This is a genomic window from Dokdonella soli (genome assembly GCF_039523175.1).
GTDB classification, from domain to species: Bacteria; Pseudomonadota; Gammaproteobacteria; order Xanthomonadales; family Rhodanobacteraceae; genus Dokdonella_A; species Dokdonella_A soli.
Map to the genome: position 1 here is coordinate 24,081 of NZ_BAAAEU010000002.1, position 14,674 is coordinate 38,754.

Annotated in this window: 12 protein-coding genes and 1 pseudogene; 9 read left to right on the forward strand and 4 right to left on the reverse strand. The window is 63.7% G+C overall.

What is annotated here, in order from left to right; all coding sequences use genetic code 11:
* Nucleotides 1-5: 5 nt before the first annotated feature.
* Nucleotides 6-1,031: a helix-turn-helix transcriptional regulator gene (locus ABD002_RS02420; RefSeq protein ID WP_425545120.1), complete on the reverse strand. Its 1,026-nt coding sequence runs from the start codon at nucleotides 1,029-1,031 to the stop codon at nucleotides 6-8.
* Nucleotides 1,032-1,154: 123 nt separating this feature from the next.
* Here ABD002_RS02420 and ABD002_RS02430 point away from each other — a divergent pair, with 123 nt between their 5' ends.
* From ABD002_RS02430 to ABD002_RS02445, 4 genes are all read left to right on the forward strand, one after another.
* A complete protein-coding gene (locus tag ABD002_RS02430) occupies nucleotides 1,155-1,706 on the forward strand; it encodes a hypothetical protein (RefSeq protein ID WP_343786787.1) in 552 nt (183 codons plus the stop codon).
* 218 nt (nucleotides 1,707-1,924) lie between these two features.
* Nucleotides 1,925-2,617 (forward strand): GNAT family N-acetyltransferase, encoded by a 693-nt coding sequence (locus ABD002_RS02435; protein WP_343786789.1) that lies wholly within the window; start codon nucleotides 1,925-1,927, stop codon nucleotides 2,615-2,617.
* A gap of 572 nt (nucleotides 2,618-3,189) precedes the next feature.
* Nucleotides 3,190-5,913 carry a beta strand repeat-containing protein gene (locus tag ABD002_RS02440; protein ID WP_343786790.1) on the forward strand — a complete coding sequence of 908 codons (2,724 nt, stop codon included), beginning with the start codon at nucleotides 3,190-3,192 and terminating at the stop codon, nucleotides 5,911-5,913.
* 555 nt (nucleotides 5,914-6,468) lie between these two features.
* Complete coding sequence (locus ABD002_RS02445; protein ID WP_343786792.1) at nucleotides 6,469-7,392, forward strand: DUF3667 domain-containing protein; 924 nt, start codon at nucleotides 6,469-6,471, stop codon at nucleotides 7,390-7,392.
* Between the two features lie 142 nt (nucleotides 7,393-7,534).
* Here ABD002_RS02445 and ABD002_RS02450 read toward each other — a convergent pair whose 3' ends face one another.
* The gene (locus ABD002_RS02450; protein ID WP_343786794.1) at nucleotides 7,535-8,311 is read right to left on the reverse strand and encodes a TorF family putative porin; all 777 of its coding nucleotides are present in this window, start codon (nucleotides 8,309-8,311) and stop codon (nucleotides 7,535-7,537) included.
* A gap of 249 nt (nucleotides 8,312-8,560) precedes the next feature.
* Here ABD002_RS02450 and ABD002_RS02455 point away from each other — a divergent pair, with 249 nt between their 5' ends.
* The 4 genes and pseudogenes from ABD002_RS02455 (at nucleotide 8,561) to ABD002_RS02465 (ending at nucleotide 11,630) form a co-directional block, all read left to right on the forward strand.
* The gene (locus ABD002_RS02455; protein WP_343786797.1) at nucleotides 8,561-9,052 is read left to right on the forward strand and encodes a hypothetical protein; all 492 of its coding nucleotides are present in this window, start codon (nucleotides 8,561-8,563) and stop codon (nucleotides 9,050-9,052) included.
* Nucleotides 9,049-9,999: a hypothetical protein gene (locus ABD002_RS02460; protein WP_343786799.1), complete on the forward strand. Its 951-nt coding sequence runs from the start codon at nucleotides 9,049-9,051 to the stop codon at nucleotides 9,997-9,999. Before ABD002_RS02455 ends, ABD002_RS02460 begins: the two co-directional genes overlap by 4 nt.
* A gap of 158 nt (nucleotides 10,000-10,157) precedes the next feature.
* A pseudogene (locus tag ABD002_RS19615) lies at nucleotides 10,158-10,265 on the forward strand (SEC-C metal-binding domain-containing protein); the annotation flags it as partial.
* 222 nt (nucleotides 10,266-10,487) lie between these two features.
* On the forward strand, nucleotides 10,488-11,630 hold the full coding sequence (locus tag ABD002_RS02465) for a glycosyltransferase (protein WP_343787054.1): 1,143 nt from the start codon (nucleotides 10,488-10,490) through the stop codon (nucleotides 11,628-11,630).
* Nucleotides 11,631-11,725: 95 nt separating this feature from the next.
* Here the strand turns inward: ABD002_RS02465 and ABD002_RS02470 are convergent, their stop codons facing one another.
* Nucleotides 11,726-13,105, reverse strand: a complete 1,380-nt coding sequence (locus tag ABD002_RS02470) for an amidohydrolase family protein (protein ID WP_343786801.1) — start codon at nucleotides 13,103-13,105, stop codon at nucleotides 11,726-11,728.
* 250 nt (nucleotides 13,106-13,355) lie between these two features.
* Nucleotides 13,356-13,577, reverse strand: coding sequence for a hypothetical protein (locus ABD002_RS02475; RefSeq protein WP_343786802.1), 222 nt, complete (start codon nucleotides 13,575-13,577; stop codon nucleotides 13,356-13,358).
* A gap of 73 nt (nucleotides 13,578-13,650) precedes the next feature.
* Between ABD002_RS02475 and ABD002_RS02480 the strand changes: the two genes are divergently transcribed.
* Nucleotides 13,651-14,607, forward strand: coding sequence for an AraC family transcriptional regulator (locus ABD002_RS02480; protein ID WP_343786804.1), 957 nt, complete (start codon nucleotides 13,651-13,653; stop codon nucleotides 14,605-14,607).
* Nucleotides 14,608-14,674 lie beyond the last annotated feature (67 nt).

Below are 14,674 nucleotides of genomic sequence, written 5' to 3' on the forward strand. Positions count from 1 at the left end.
GGTGATCAACGGCGGCGCGCTGATGCATCCCGACCGGAGCCGTGATCACGATCTCCCGGCACACGCGCATGAAGTCTGGCGATCCGGCCGGCAGTCCGGGCCAGTTGTTCACGCAATGCGGGCGGTCCGACCACGATCACATCGATGCCCAACCGCATCAATTCGCGGATGCCGAAATCGATGGACTCGATCGGCAGCCGGCAGCGCACCCAACCTCTCCGATCGGGCTTGCCGGCGCTTTTCGAGGCTGCGCTCGTCACATAGGGTCCGAGAAGCTCGAGTCGCTTCATGCCTTCGGGTGAAAGTCTTACGTCTGCGTGCTCGTGATAGACGCTCGCCTCGTAGTCGCGCACGGTTTCTTCCCAATGCGCCGCCAGATCGAAATTCTTAGGCCGCGTGAACACCTCGTCACACATCTCGGCGTCGTGAATGTTCGCCGCGCGGTAGGTACGGACGGATTTTCCGCTCTGCGCCACGAGGTACCAGATGCCACCCTTGAGCACGAGGCCGAGTGGAGCAAGGGTGCGCGAGCGTGCTTCCGTTTCGCCGGCGCGGCGGTAGCGCAGCTTGAGCATGCGCTCGCTCCACACGGCGCGCGCGAGTACGGGCAATGACGGCAGTTGATCGACCTCGTGAAACCAGGCGCCCGCATCCAGATGAAAGCGCGCAGCGATGCGCTCGGCTCCGGGCTGCACGTTTGCTGGAAGTGCCGCCAGCAACTTGAGCCGCGCCGTGGAAAGAACTTCGGCAAGGCCCATTTGCGCGGCGGGGCCGGGGAGGCCGGCGAGAAAGAGCGTTTCCGCCTCGGATTGGTTGAGGCCTGTGAGCATCGTGCGGTACCCGTCCCGCAACCGGAAGCCGCCGTTGCGTCCTCGATCGGCATAGACAGGAATGCCCGCAGCGCTCAGCTGATCGATGTCGCGATGGATCGTGCGTACAGCGACCTCGAATTCCGCCGCCAGTTGGCTCGCGCTCATGCGACCGCGCGTTTGCAGCAGCATCAGGATCGACAGGAGGCGACTCGCCAGCATTTTTTGATGCTATCAAAAATACATGACATCAGTTGACATGTTTTCAGCGGCAAGATGACGCCTGGACAACCCGAGGAGGACCATCACGTGAATAGTTTCCGCGTCGCGCTCGTTGCCATCATCGTGGCCGCTGTCATGGGCTCAGTGACTCCTGCATACGCATCCCAGGATGTTCCACAGACCGCGCAAGCTGCGCCCAACCTCACTGGCTTGCACGATTTCGATTTTCTCGTCGGTGAATGGCATGGCCATCACCGCAAGCTGAAGGAGCGCCTGGCCAATAGCCATGAATGGGTGGAATTCGAGGGCACGCTCAGCATGCGCAAGCTGATGGACGGCTGGGCCAACGTGGATGACAACGTATTCAACGTGCCGGGTGGCACCTATCGTGGCGTCGGGCTGCGCTCGTACGATCCGAAAACCGGGCAATGGGCGATCTGGTGGCTCGACGGGCGCAATCCTTTCGGCGAGCTCGATCCGCCGGTCAAGGGGCACTTCGAGAACGGCGTCGGCACCTTCTACGCCAACGACACGCTCCGGGGCAAGCCGGTCCGCGTGCGCTTCATCTGGTCGCAAATCACACCCACATCCGCTCGCTGGGAACAGGCCTATTCACCCGATGCCGGAAAGACATGGGAAACGAATTGGATCATGGAATTCAAGCGGGTTCCGTAGAGTCCCTGCTCGTCAGGTCCCGGAAGATCGTATTCGGGCCTGACGAGCAAGGTGGGTTGACGTTCGCGCCAATCGGCGTAGCGCATTGATCAGGGTCTTGAGAGGCGAAGGTCGGAGCGCCTTTCCGGATTCCGCTTCATCCCGGTAGGATGGGGTTTCGCAGGCATGCGGTGAACTGGCTCCACGTGCCGATGATCAAGCAGACATCCTCACACGCGATGACGCCACATCCTCTCGACAATCCGGTCTGGGCCTCGTTGAACAGCGACCACGCCGTGTTGGCGCGCATGGCCGGAAGCGCGGGACGCTATCCGGCGGATGTGGCGCCGTTCGTCGCGGTCGGGGCCAGTGATACGCAGGCCGAGGAACAAGCCGCGAGTCTGGTGGCGGCGGGTGAATCGGTCTGCTTCGTCGGCCTGGCGCCGCCGCTGTCGGCGGTCTGGAGCGTCGAGCAGTCGGTCGCCATCGCGCAGATGACCTGCCGTTCGCGGCTGGAGGTCGTCGACGGCCCCGCCATCATCGAGTTGTCCTGGATCCATCTCGCGGACATGCTCGCATTGACCGCACTCGTATATCCCCACTATTTCCGACCACTCACGATCGAAATGGGCCGCTATTTCGGCATCTATGACGGCGATACGCTGGCGGCGATGATTGGCGAGCGGATGCGCTTCGACGGTCATCAGGAAATCAGCGCGGTCTGCACGCATCCCGACTACACGGGTCGCGGCTACGCCCAACGCTTGGTCGCGATGCTGACCAACGACATCCTCGACAGCGGACGCCTGGCCTTCCTGCACGTGAGTCACGAGAATGCGCGCGCGAAATCGCTGTACGAGCGCATCGGATACGCGTTTCGCACCGACATTCCGTTGCTCGCGGTGAAGCGCCTTGCGGACGGCGTCGGGTAAGTATGCCCGGCAAAGCCGGGGGCCTTAGTAAAGGAGCCGCTCAAGCGGCCGAGAAGAGAACAGCCGGACATTCCGAGCGACTCGCAAGGCTTGCCTTGCTCACGTTCGTCAAGCCTCTCATCCGTTCGTGCTGAGGTATCGAAGCACGAACGGCGCCAGTCTCTCGGCACGCGTTGCGTCAATCGGCCACGTTTCCGATGCTGCGATTGGCCGATGCTGACATCGCTCGATCCGCTCGCGGAGCAGAGGTCGAGTCGCTGACGTCGTCGAGACCGCGCGATGCAACCCGATGCTCTCCCCACAGGCTTGGGCCGGCTTGAGCTTGGCGCGTTTTGGCGAGCGCGCGCCATCGGAGGTGATCCTCATACGCAGGCGCATGCGGGCTAGGCGCAGGGCATGGAGATCGGCGGGATCTGATCAAGCGAGCAGGGGTGCAACGACCGCGATCGATGGGCGCCCCGAAGGCGTGCGGCCATTCATCAGTGGCATGGCTCTTGCTGAAACCCTCGGTCCTTTCTATGGTGCATCCGATTGTGTTGCGCATCCGACTCACCTCGACCCGAAGGAACACCATGTCAACGAGCGCTTTGAACCGGCGTCACTGGATAACGCCTCGCCCGGTATCGTTCTTGGGTGCCTTGGCATTGTGCCTGGCCGCGTCGGCCCACGCCGACACCACGACGCTCACGGTGGCGAACGCCAGCAAAGGCAGCAGCAGCACGCCCGTCACGATGTTGTTTCCGGTGACGCGCAGCGGCGACCTGGCTTACGAGGCCGTGCTGAACTACCACACACTGGACGGCACGGCGCTCGCCGGCACGGATTATTCGGCAGCCTCCGGCACGATCACAGTTCCCGCCGGTGCGGGCAGTGCGATGATTCCGGTCACGCTCAGCCCCCAAACCGGCAGCGGCGCGAACCGCACGTTCCAGTTGCAGCTCGATAGTGCAACGGGTATCGGGCCGGCGTTCAGCGCCGCCACTCAGCAGACCTTTGCTACGGGATCGAATCCCTCTTCTGTCACCGCCGCCGATCTCAATGGCGACGGCAAACCGGATCTGATCGTGGCGAACGTCAACGACAACACCGTCTCGGTGCTGCTCAACACTTCCGCGCCCGGCGCCGCCACGTCGAGCTTTGCCACGCAGCAGACCTTCGCCACCGGATCGAGTCCGTATTCCGTCACCGCCGCCGATCTCAACGGCGACGGCAAGCCCGATCTGATCGTGGCCAACAGAGACAGCAACACCGTCTCGGTGCTGCTCAACACCACCGCGCCCGGCGCTGCCACGCCGAGCTTTGCCACGCAGCAGACCTTCGCCACGGGAATTGGGCCCGTTTCCGTCACCGCGGCCGATGTCAACGGCGACGGCAAACCGGATCTGATCGTGGCGAACCGACTCAGCAACACTGTCTCGGTGCTGCTCAACACCACCGCGCCCGGCGCCGCCACGTCGAGCTTTGCCGCCCAGCAGGCCTTTGCGACAGGAACGTATCCCACTTCCGTCACCGCCGCCGACGTCAACGGCGACGGCAAACCTGATCTGATCGTGGCCAACAGAGACAGCAACACCGTCTCGGTGCTGCTCGACACCACCGCGCCCGGCGCCGCCACGCCGAGCTTTGTCACCCAGCAGACCTTCGCCACGGGATTGAGTCCCTTTTCCGTCACCGCGGCTGATGTCAACGGCGACGGTAAGCCCGATCTCATCGTGGCGAACTACGACGACAACACCGCCTCGGTGCTGCTCAACACCACCGCGCCCGGCGCCACGACGCCGAGCTTTGCCACCCAGCAGACCTTTGCCACGGGACGTGGTCCCTTTTCCGTCACCGCGGCTGATGTCAACGGCGACGGCAAGCCCGATCTCATCGTGGCGAACTACGGCGACAACACCGCCTCGGTGCTGCTCAACACCACCGCGCCCGGCGCCGCCACGCCGAGCTTTGCCACCCAGCAGACCTTTGCCACGGGAAGTGGTCCCTTTTCCGTCACCGCCGCCGATGTCAACGGCGATGGCCAGCCCGATCTGATCGTGGCGAACGTGATCTCCAACATCGTCTCGGTGCTGCTCAACAGCACCGCGCCCGGCGCCGCCACGCCGAGCTTCGCCGCCCAGCAGACTTTCAGCACGGGATCGGGTCCGTATTCCGTCACTGCCGCCGATGTCAACGGCGACGGCAAGCCCGACTTGATCGTGGCGGACTACTTCAGCAGCAACGTCTCGGTGCTGCTCAACACGACCGCGCCCGGCGCCGCCACGCCGAGCTTCGCCGCCCAGCAGACTTTCAGCACGGGATCGGGTCCGTATTCCGTCACCGCCGCCGATGTCAATGGCGACGGGAAACCTGATCTGATCGTGGCGAACCGCCTCAGCAACACGGTCTCAGTGATGCTCAACACGACCGCGCCCGGCGCCGCCATGCCGAGCTTTGCCGCCCAGCAGACCTTCGTCACCGGAACGAATCCCGAATCCGTCACCGCCGCCGATATCAACGGCGATGGGAAACCGGATCTGATCGTGGCGAACTACTTCAGCAGCAACGTCTCGGTGCTGCTCAACACGACCGCGCCCGGCGCCGCCACGCCCAGCTTTGCCGCCCAGCAGACCTTTGCCACGGGATTTGGTCCCTCGTCCGTCACTGCCGCCGATGTCAACGGCGATGGGAAACCCGACCTGATCGTGGCGAACTACAGCGGCAACGCGGTCTCGGTGCTGCTCAACACGACCGCGCCCGGCGCCGCCACGCCGAGCTTTGCCGCCCAACAGGCCTTCGTCACGGGAACGGCTCCCACTTCCGTCACTGCCGCCGATGTCAACGGCGACGGCAAGCCGGATCTGATCGTGGCGAACGCCAACGACAACACCCTCTCAGTGCTGCTCAACACGACCGCGCCCGGCGCCGCCACGCCGAGCTTTGCCGCCCAACAGGCCTTCGTCACGGGAACGGCTCCCACTTCCGTCACTGCCGCCGATGTTAACGGCGACGGCAAGCCGGATCTGATCGTGGCGAACGCCAACGACAACACCGTCTCGGTGTTCCTCAATACGACCTCGCCCGGCGCCACCACGCCGAGCTTTGCCGCGCAGCAGACCTTCGCCACGGGAGCAGCTCCCGCTTCCGTCACCGCCGCCGATGTCAACGGCGACGGGAAATCGGATCTGATCGTGGCGAGCCTCAGCGACAACACCGTCTCGGTGCTGCTTAATACCCAGTATCAAGCGGTATTCGCAGGCAGCCCGGCCACCGGCACGATCGTGCACGACTACATCTTCGCGAACGGATTCGAATAGCTATCCAAGCACTCCGCGTTCCGGCGGGCATCACGCACCCACATGCCTGTGTGCGTGATGCCGCCGCGATGTGCGCAGAGCGGCGTGGCGTGGGTTCGCGCAGGTGTGCCAGTTTGATGTTGGCTTTGTCGCATCCGCGGGATTTTGCCTCCGCGCCAAAGCTGATGTGTTGCGGAGTTGTACAAGCGAACTCGGGGCATCAATGGCGACGGCCAACCCGACCTGATCGTCGCGAACGACGGCGGCAACACCGTCTCGGTGCTGCTCAATACCACCGCGCTCGGCGCCGCCGCTGAGCTTTGCCGCCCAGCAGACCTTCGCCGCGGGAGCCGGTCCCCATTCCGTCGCCGTCGCCGATATCAACGATTGCGGGAAACCTGATCGGATCGTGGCGAACAGCCGTAGCCGCTAAGTCATTTTTAGAATTCAACCTTCCCAGCAGCAGCTGCAGGATCGAAATCACACATCAAGGTCGTCGGAATGCGCACCTTGCCGCAAGGCCCGGATTCTGCGACGCGATAGACTTCCCGGATTTCGCGTAGGGAGATGTACAGAGTGGCCATCTGCACGAACTGCGGTGCGACACTGGCGGGCGAGTTCTGCCAGGCCTGCGGACAGAAACGCTTCGTCGAAAGCGATCGCCGCTTCGGCCATCTGATGCATCAGTTCCTGGCGAGTGCGACCGATCTCGACGGTCGCATCTGGCGCAGCCTGCGTGCGCTGCTGTTCCAGCCCGGCCTGCTGTCGCGCGAATACTTCATCGGTCGCCGCGCGCACTGGATCGCACCGATCACGTTATTCCTTGCCGTGAACGTCGTGTATTTCCTGGCGCCGCTGCACGGGGGTGACCTGGCATTGCAGTTCAACCGGCAGGTATCCGGCCGAGTCGAGGCGCTGGCCAGCGGGCCGGACGAAAAGCTGAGCGAAGCGCAGCTCGCCTCGACCGGGCAGGCTCATACGCCCTTCACGATGGGCTGGATCGACGCGCGCGTGCGCGCCCGCGACGCCGCGGCGCGCAAGGCCTCGCACGGCGCGAGCGGCTACAGCTACCACGACTATCGCGTTGCCTACGATGCGAAGGCGGACGACGTCAGCAAGGCGCTCATCATCCTCCACGTGCCGTTTGTGGCGCTGGTCCTGATGTTGTTGTTCGCGCGCCAGCATCGTTACTTCGCGGAGCATTTTGTGTTCGCGCTGCATTTCCTCGCATTCACGCTGCTCTCGTTGCAGCTGACCATGCAGATCCATGCGTTGATGAACGTCGCATTGCCGGCAGCGTGGGTGCCGTCCGGAACGGCGCTGGACTGGTTCCTTCGCTTGCTGTTGCCGACCTATACGGTCCTCGCCGTGCGGCGCGCCTATGCCGTGGGATGGATCGGCTCGATCGCTGCCGGGGTAGGCGTGCTGGCGGCTGTCCTGGCCGTCAATCTCTTTGTGTATCGCGCGGTGGAATTCGCCGTCACGTTCGCGCTGACCTGACAGGAAAGAAGGCTCCTTCTAGGGAAGGTGTGAACAAGTCAGAGCTAGTCATTCCGGCGAAGGCCGGAATCCAGTTTTTCAACGAGTTGCCGTAGAGCTGGATCCCGGCTTTCGCCGGGATGACGGCTTGTTCAGAGGTTCCCTAGAAGTCTTTCTCCAGTACCACCGATACATGGCGCCCGCCGACGTTGTAGCCATTCAGTGTGTAGATCGCGGGGTCGGCCGTCGTCCAGCTGTAAGCCAGCGTGAGGCTTGTGCCGAGGCCGAAGCCCCGGGCTATGGACAGTTTGTAGTCGGTGTAGGAGAACTGCTTCGCATTGTCCGCTCCGGTCAGCGGATTCCTGCCGCGCGATTGCCGGCGGCCGAGGTGCGCGCCGAGATTCCAAGAGTCGGCGAAAGGCCAGTTCGCATTCGTGTCGAGGTACCAGGAGCCGCGCGAGTCCGGCGTGGCGAACGAATCGGTGACGTCGTAGTTGAGCCGCGCACTGACGCCATTCCAGCCGATGTAGCCGAACACCTCGGTGGTGTCGGGGCGCTGCACGGGCGGCGACTGCAATTTGTAGCGGCCGGGAAACTGCATCTGCAGCACGCCGAACTTCATTTCGCCGCTGCGCCCGAACTTCTCGCGCCAGCCGATGACGCCATCGACCTCGATGTGGACGCTGTCACCCGGATAGACCTTGTCGATCCAGCCGATATGGACCGCGCTCAGGTTGCCATAGAGACCGCTGCCCGGGTTCACGTCGATTTCCGCCTGCAGCGACGGCTTGCCGACACTCTGGGACAGGCCGCGGCCGATGTAGTTGTTCATCAACTGCACGTAGCCGTAGAACAAGTTGGGTGCTTCATCGGCATGCGCGGGCGCGATACCCGGCAGGCACGCAATCGTGAGAACGGCAACAAGAACCTTGGCTCGCATTGAAAGACCCGGGCAGTCGAAACGGAGGGGCGCATCATCGACGGATGCTCTCCGGCCGATCCATCCGAGTCTTGCGCGCCACCGTGCGCGCGTGACAGGGCCACTCGCACCACTAACGGATGGGCCACTGCCTCACCCGATCGTTGGAGGGGTGGGTCAGAGGCGCGCGAAAGAATTGGAGGACGCTGAGGCGAACGTCGGACAGCATCGCGTATGCTTGCTGGCAGGATCAGTCATCGGAAGCCGGGCATGCGCTTGCGGGCAATGAGAGTTCTGGCAGTTCTCGCCCCATGGTTCGCACTGATCGGCAGTGCGTACGCGGACACGACCGTGCGGGTGGTTGAAACCTGGCCGATAGGAAGCGACGTCACGTTGGCCGGCAACCAGAAATTCTATCTGCGCCTGGCCTACACAACCGATGTGCCGGTAAGCATCTGGGCCAGGCCATACTTTCATGGGAAGCAGATGTTCGCGGGCAGCAATCCATCAGGCAAGTACAACGGAAGTGGTGAGGCACTCGGCTGGTTCTTCCTGGAGCAGCGCGGTGACGAGGTGGACGAGATCCGCATCGTCGCGGGCGACGCCGGTTCCGGTGCGCCGGTCGTCGCGACCTATCGCGTGCATGTGCTGCGGGGAAGCGATCACGTCGTCGTAGAAGCTGAGCCTGGCTGGCTGGTCGATTTGCGGGCAAGTTCGCAAGCCGCATTTGAAAAGGCCTACCGCGCGCAGCAGAAGGAATGATCGAATTGTCTTCCGATTCAACCGTAACCCATGTGCAGGTGATCGGCATCGCTGCAGCGCTGGTTCTGGTAGCCGGTCCCTTGCTCCTTGGTCTGTCGGGACTGATCCGCACGCACCGCACGTCGGAAGGCGCAACGGTCGAGTCCGCCACGCGCTGGAACTGGAAGCTGACGATCACGTCGGCGTTGATCTACACGCTCGCCTTCAACCTGACGTTCTTCGTCCAGGAGTTTTTCCTGGTACTGCCCAAGGCGTTCACGCCAGGTCTTCGCCCCACGCTCTTTCACAACAACCACAGCTGGGAAGGAGAGAGCCCGCTGGCAAGCCTGTTCCAGGGCACGGGCGCGTTGGCGACTTTCGTCACTGCCATCATCTGCGTACTGCTCTTGCGGCGCGGACTTGGCTGCTCGACCGCGGTCCGGTTGTTTCTGATCTGGATGGCGTACTGTGGATTCTTCATGGCCCTCCCGCAGGTCGTCATCGGCGCACTCAGCTCCGGGAGCGATGTCGGCATGGCGATGGATTACTTCCACCTCGGCGCGATGGCCAAGACCGTGGCGGCGTTAGTCGCGCTCGCCGCGATCCCTCCGATTGCGCTCTGGCTGGCGCGTGCGCTGCTCAGCCTCGCCGAGGACACGACGCAAATCGCCAGCGCGCGGGCACGAACCCGCTTCCTCTTTCGGGCCGCGACGCTGCCGGCGCTGCTCGCAATCCTGCTGATTGTTCCGTTCCGCATGCCCCGCGAACTCGTCGAGGTGGTCGTGCTGCCGGTGGTGGTGACCCTCATCGGGACCGCGTGGATGCAGGCCGGCGCCAGCCGCATCGGTGGGGTGAAGGCCGAGGAGGGCGGTTCGGGTGCCGGATCGATCGCCTGGCTGCTCTGCGCTGTGTTGCTGCTTCTGCTGGTCTTCCAACTTCTGCTGAGGCCGGGCATCCGCTTCTACTGAGCCGGCGGGTGCGCAAGGGGAGGGTATGCAATAGACTTCGTCCGAGTGCCCGAAGCATCAAGAAGAACCGACTCTCATTGCCGGCAACCGGCCGAGCCAGTCGCGGTGAGGGCACCGGTCGCAAATCGTAGTTGTCGTCACAGGGGGCGACACCTTCAATGGGGCTTTCGAGTCAGGTCACGCTTTGCACGAATCCAGCATCTGTCACGCGGACGGCGCCTTGTCCGTGCGGAAGCTCGAAACGCTACAAGCACTGCTGCGGCAAGCCCGCGCAGGAGCAGCGTTTCGCAACGCCTGTCGCGCCGACGGCGGAAACGATCCTCGAACACGCCCTTTTCCTGTACAAGGCCGGTGAAGCGACGAGGGCTGCCGAGCAGTTGGCGCTTCTGGATCGCGAGCACCTGCGCAGTGGTCGCATCGCACGAATCGCCGGCGAGCTGTATCTGGACATGCATCTTCTGCAGCCGGCGCTCGCGCTGTTGCGGCAGGTGCTGGAGACGGGGAGCGACGATCCTCACGCGACCGCGGCCTTCGAAGAATGTCGTTATCTGGCCGACCGCTCGGCGATATGGCAATCGGCGAACCGGACGATAACCGAGTCGCTGGCGCGGCTGAACGCGTGTGCGCGGGGGCGTGGCTCGTCCGTATCCGGTCCTATTCATATCGTCTGCAAGCTGGACACCATCGGTGGGACCGAGCGACGCGCGCTGAACCTGTATCGCAGCCTGTCACCACACGCCGATGTCACGCTCTGGTCGACGCAACCGGCCATGCCGTGTCATCGCAACGAATTTCCAGTGCGGCATATCGCGGCCGGCGATGCGCCGGCAGGCGGCACCCTCGTGCTGGTCGGAACCTACTTTGCCTGCGAGGCATGGCTGGAAGCGTCACCGTTCGAGCGCGTCGTCATCTGTCACAACCTCGCTGAGCAGTACGCGAACCTGGCCAGCCGACTCCGGCAGATCGAGGCGAATCCGTCGCGGCCGCGGGTCGAACTGACGTTCCCGTCCGGGCTCTTCCAGCAAACCGTCGGCCTGCCGGGTCGCGTGGAATACTCGCCGGTCGATATGGATGCGTTCCGCCCTGAACGCTCGCGCCGAGTAGCCACCGGCCGTCTTGTGATCGGGCGACATGGCCGAGCCTATCCGCTGAAATTCCACCCGAACGATCCTTCGTTCTTCCGTGCCGTCATGGCGCGCGGCCATCGCGTCAGGGTTCTGGGCGGCACCGCGATCGCGCCGGCCTTCGCGCACGATCGGGCGCCCTTGCCCGATCTGCTTGCGGTCGGCGCGGAGTCCGCTAGGGACTTCCTCGGGAGCCTGGACGTATTCCTCTATCGCAAACACCCCGAGCTCTTCGAAACGTGTGGCACCGTGATCACCGAGGCGATGGCAATGGAATTGCCGGTCATCGTGTTTGCCGAGCAATGCGGCGCCTCGGAATTGATCGAACACGGCGACAACGGGTTCCTCGTGCACAGCGAAACGGAGGCGATGCATCTGATCGATCGGCTTGCGGAGGAACCGGCGCTCCGCGAGCGCGTGGGACGTTCTGCGCGCGCCACCATTGTCGAATTGATGCGCCGTCAGGAATCCGCCGTCATCGAGTACTACCTGGATGGTCGCGATTGATGCGGGAAGCGGGCGTCCGTTTCCGTCATCGCACAGAGGTTTCCCCATAGACGCCGCCACCGGCACTCTGGTTCATGGCTGCAGGGTGTCTTCCGCTACCTGGGCGCAATCGCCTGGTCGTATTTCCTGGCGATATCGTCGAGCAACGACTGCAAGTCGACTGCCGCATACCAGTTCCCTTTCGCCATCACGCCGAGCGGTTTGCGAAGGGTCGAGAGATCATCGAGCGGGTTCTTCGCGGAGAGGACCAGGTCGGCGCGGCTGCCGGGTGTGATCGTGCCGAACGGCTCGGCACCGGGCAGGGAACGACGGATCAATTCGCCGGGAGTGCGGGTCGCGGCGGAGAGCGCCTGGTAGCGGGTGAGGCCAGCGTCCTCGAGTGCGTGAAGATCGTCATGCAACGAATAACCGGGCGCAAGGCCGGGAATCGTGGGCGCGTCGGTGCCGGTGATCAGCGGCACGCCGGCATCGCTCATGTCCTTGGTGAAGCGTTTCAGGAACTCGAGGTTCGCACCGAGATCGCCCTTGTGCGTGTCGTAACCGGCTTCCTTCCATTTGATGCGGCGGTCGGGCGAGAGATAGCGGACCTCCGGTTGCCGCAGGAAGCCGTCGACGACATCAGGCTTGCCCCACTGCCGCGCGATCGTCGCGTAGGTGTTGAGGTCCGCGGTGACGAATGCCTTGTTGCGCTGGATCAGCGCGATCGCGGCGGGTATGCGCGCGGGATCGGCTGCGAAGTCGGTCTGTCCTTCCTTCGCGTGCGCGAAGTACGTGTACAGGAACTCCTCCGCGTGCGCGACCATGAGCTGGCCCGCATCGAGTTGGCGTTCGATCCCCACGCTGGTGACGCCATGGCCGACGACGGGTACGTGCTGGCGCCTGCCTTCATCGACGAGCGCCTGGAAACATTCCGGCGAGAGGTTGTTGTAGACCTTGATGAATTCGTAGCCGTTGGTCCTGGCCAGACGAACGATCGAGCGCGCCTCGTCCGGCGTGGTCACCGTGAAGTGGCCGTAACGCGGCGAGCCGTCGACGAGGAAGCTGGCGTAGATGTGCGGTCCCGGTTTTTTGCCTTCGTTGATCGCCGGCCGTACCTGCGCCATGAATCCGTACGAGGCCTCGCCCATGTTGAGCACACTGGTCACGCCGTTGGCGAGATAGAGCTTCATGTCGTCGGCCGTGTCGGCATGCGTGTGCATGTCGGCGAGGCCTGGCGACAGGAACGCGCTGCTGTGGCCGTCGATGACGCGGGCATTCTTCGGAACCGCAAGCTTCGGGCCGATCGCGCTGATCTTGCCGTTCTCGACGAGAACGGTCTGGCCGGACAGCACGCGGTCCGAATCCATCGGCAGCACATTTACCGAGACGAAGGCCGTGATGGTTGGTTGTGGTTGCGGGGTCTGTGCGGGAGCGGACGTGCAGAAGAGGAGCGTGAACAGGATGGACACGAGCCCCATCACTCGGTGCCTGGCCATCGCATGATTCCTGCGATGGCGGAGAGGTGCGGGAGAGGGTGTTCCGGTCGGAGCGAAGGCGTTCAAGAATGGATTCCTGTCGAAGACATGGGGACGCACGAGGTTCAGCGCTTCAAGCCGGGGGCCTGCGATCGCGAACGCTGGCTATGCGACGGGCAGCACCCTCCTCTGATGGCAGGAACGATGGATTTGGTTTAGTAGTGAGCCGCAATACGTCGCGGACGAGATCGCCGCATCTACTGCCCGCGGGTCACTGCCGATGGCCGTGGTCCGCGCCCGGGTCGTCGCGCGCGAGCGCACGGCACAGCGCTGCCGTCGCGTCGTCCACCGGAAAGCAGCATTCGATGTGCAGCTCGTCGATGGTCACGTCCCGTGGTGTTCCGAAGGTCGTGATGGTCGAGAAGAAACGCAGCTCCTGGCTGTCGCGGCGAAGCACCGTCGTCGGCAGAGGCGAAGGCGTGGCGCATGACATGGGCACTGGATCCCGAGCATTTGTTCGAAGGCGACCGTGCCCATGACTCGAGCAGGCGCGATACCATCGCGTGGTGAGTACCTACAGCGCATACCTCGCCCGCATCAACCGCGTCTTCGACTACATCGACGCGCATCTCGCCGAGCCTTTGGACCTGGACACACTTGCCACAGTCGCGCATTTTTCGCCGTTCCACTTCCATCGCCTGTTCAAGGAATTGACGGGCGAGACGCTGGCCGAGCGTGTGCGTCGCCGCCGAGTCGAGGTGGCTGCCGGTCGACTGGTCGCATTGCCGGATGCCGCCGCGGCGCGCATCGCAATCGAGACCGGTTTCGCGTCGCCGGAAGTGTTCACGCGCGCGTTTCGCGCGTACTTCGGCATGACGCCGACAGCGTGGCGCCGCGACGGTCATGCCCGCTGGGCGGCGCTGCGTCACGAAACGCTCAGCAAGATTCATCAAGCGGAAAGCAAGAAGCATCAAGCCGCGCTGCAGGCGATCCGGGAGGATGGAGACATGTGGCCGCGTGGCCACGTCACCGCCAACGGAGGTTCTCCCATGCACGTCGAAATCAAAACTTTCAAGGATGCCCGCGTCGCCTACATGCGCCATGTCGGACCGTACGGAAGTGCGGGCATCTCGCAGATGTGGCGGCGCTTCGCCGCGTGGTGCCACGAGCAGGGCCTGATACCGCCGCCGCGCATCATGTACGGACTGTGCCTCGACGATCCCGGCGTGACGCCCGCGGACAAATTGCGCTATGACGCCTGCATTGAAATCGGTGACGACTTCAAGCCGCAAGGGGAGATAGGCGTCGCAACGGTGAAGGGCGGCCGCTACGCCTGCGCAATGTTCGCCGGTACCGCGGCCGAGATCGCCGGTGCCTGGGGCCGTTTCGTTTCCGGCTGGCTGCCGGACAGCGGTTATGCGATCGACGGCGAGGCCATCGAGGTCTATGGCAAGGACTTCAAGATGGACGAGAAGACCGGCGTGTTCAACTGCGAGCTGTGCCTGCGGGTGAGACACACCTGACCCGCCATCCGGTCCCCGCGAACACCGTGCCGCGCAGGCATCACCGGAAGGCTGCGCGACACCGATG

Coding starts and splice junctions, on each gene's coding strand:
- ABD002_RS02440 (WP_343786790.1), top strand. CDS start 3,190: ATGTCAACGAGCGCTTTGAACCGGCGTCACTGGATAACGCCTCGCCCG.
- ABD002_RS02455 (WP_343786797.1), top strand. CDS start 8,561: ATGCGCTTGCGGGCAATGAGAGTTCTGGCAGTTCTCGCCCCATGGTTC.
- ABD002_RS02460 (WP_343786799.1), top strand. CDS start 9,049: ATGATCGAATTGTCTTCCGATTCAACCGTAACCCATGTGCAGGTGATC.
- ABD002_RS02475 (WP_343786802.1), bottom strand. CDS start 13,577: ATGTCATGCGCCACGCCTTCGCCTCTGCCGACGACGGTGCTTCGCCGC.
- ABD002_RS02435 (WP_343786789.1), top strand. CDS start 1,925: ATGACGCCACATCCTCTCGACAATCCGGTCTGGGCCTCGTTGAACAGC.
- ABD002_RS02450 (WP_343786794.1), bottom strand. CDS start 8,311: ATGCGAGCCAAGGTTCTTGTTGCCGTTCTCACGATTGCGTGCCTGCCG.
- ABD002_RS02470 (WP_343786801.1), bottom strand. CDS start 13,105: ATGGCCAGGCACCGAGTGATGGGGCTCGTGTCCATCCTGTTCACGCTC.
- ABD002_RS02420 (WP_425545120.1), bottom strand. CDS start 1,031: ATGCTGGCGAGTCGCCTCCTGTCGATCCTGATGCTGCTGCAAACGCGC.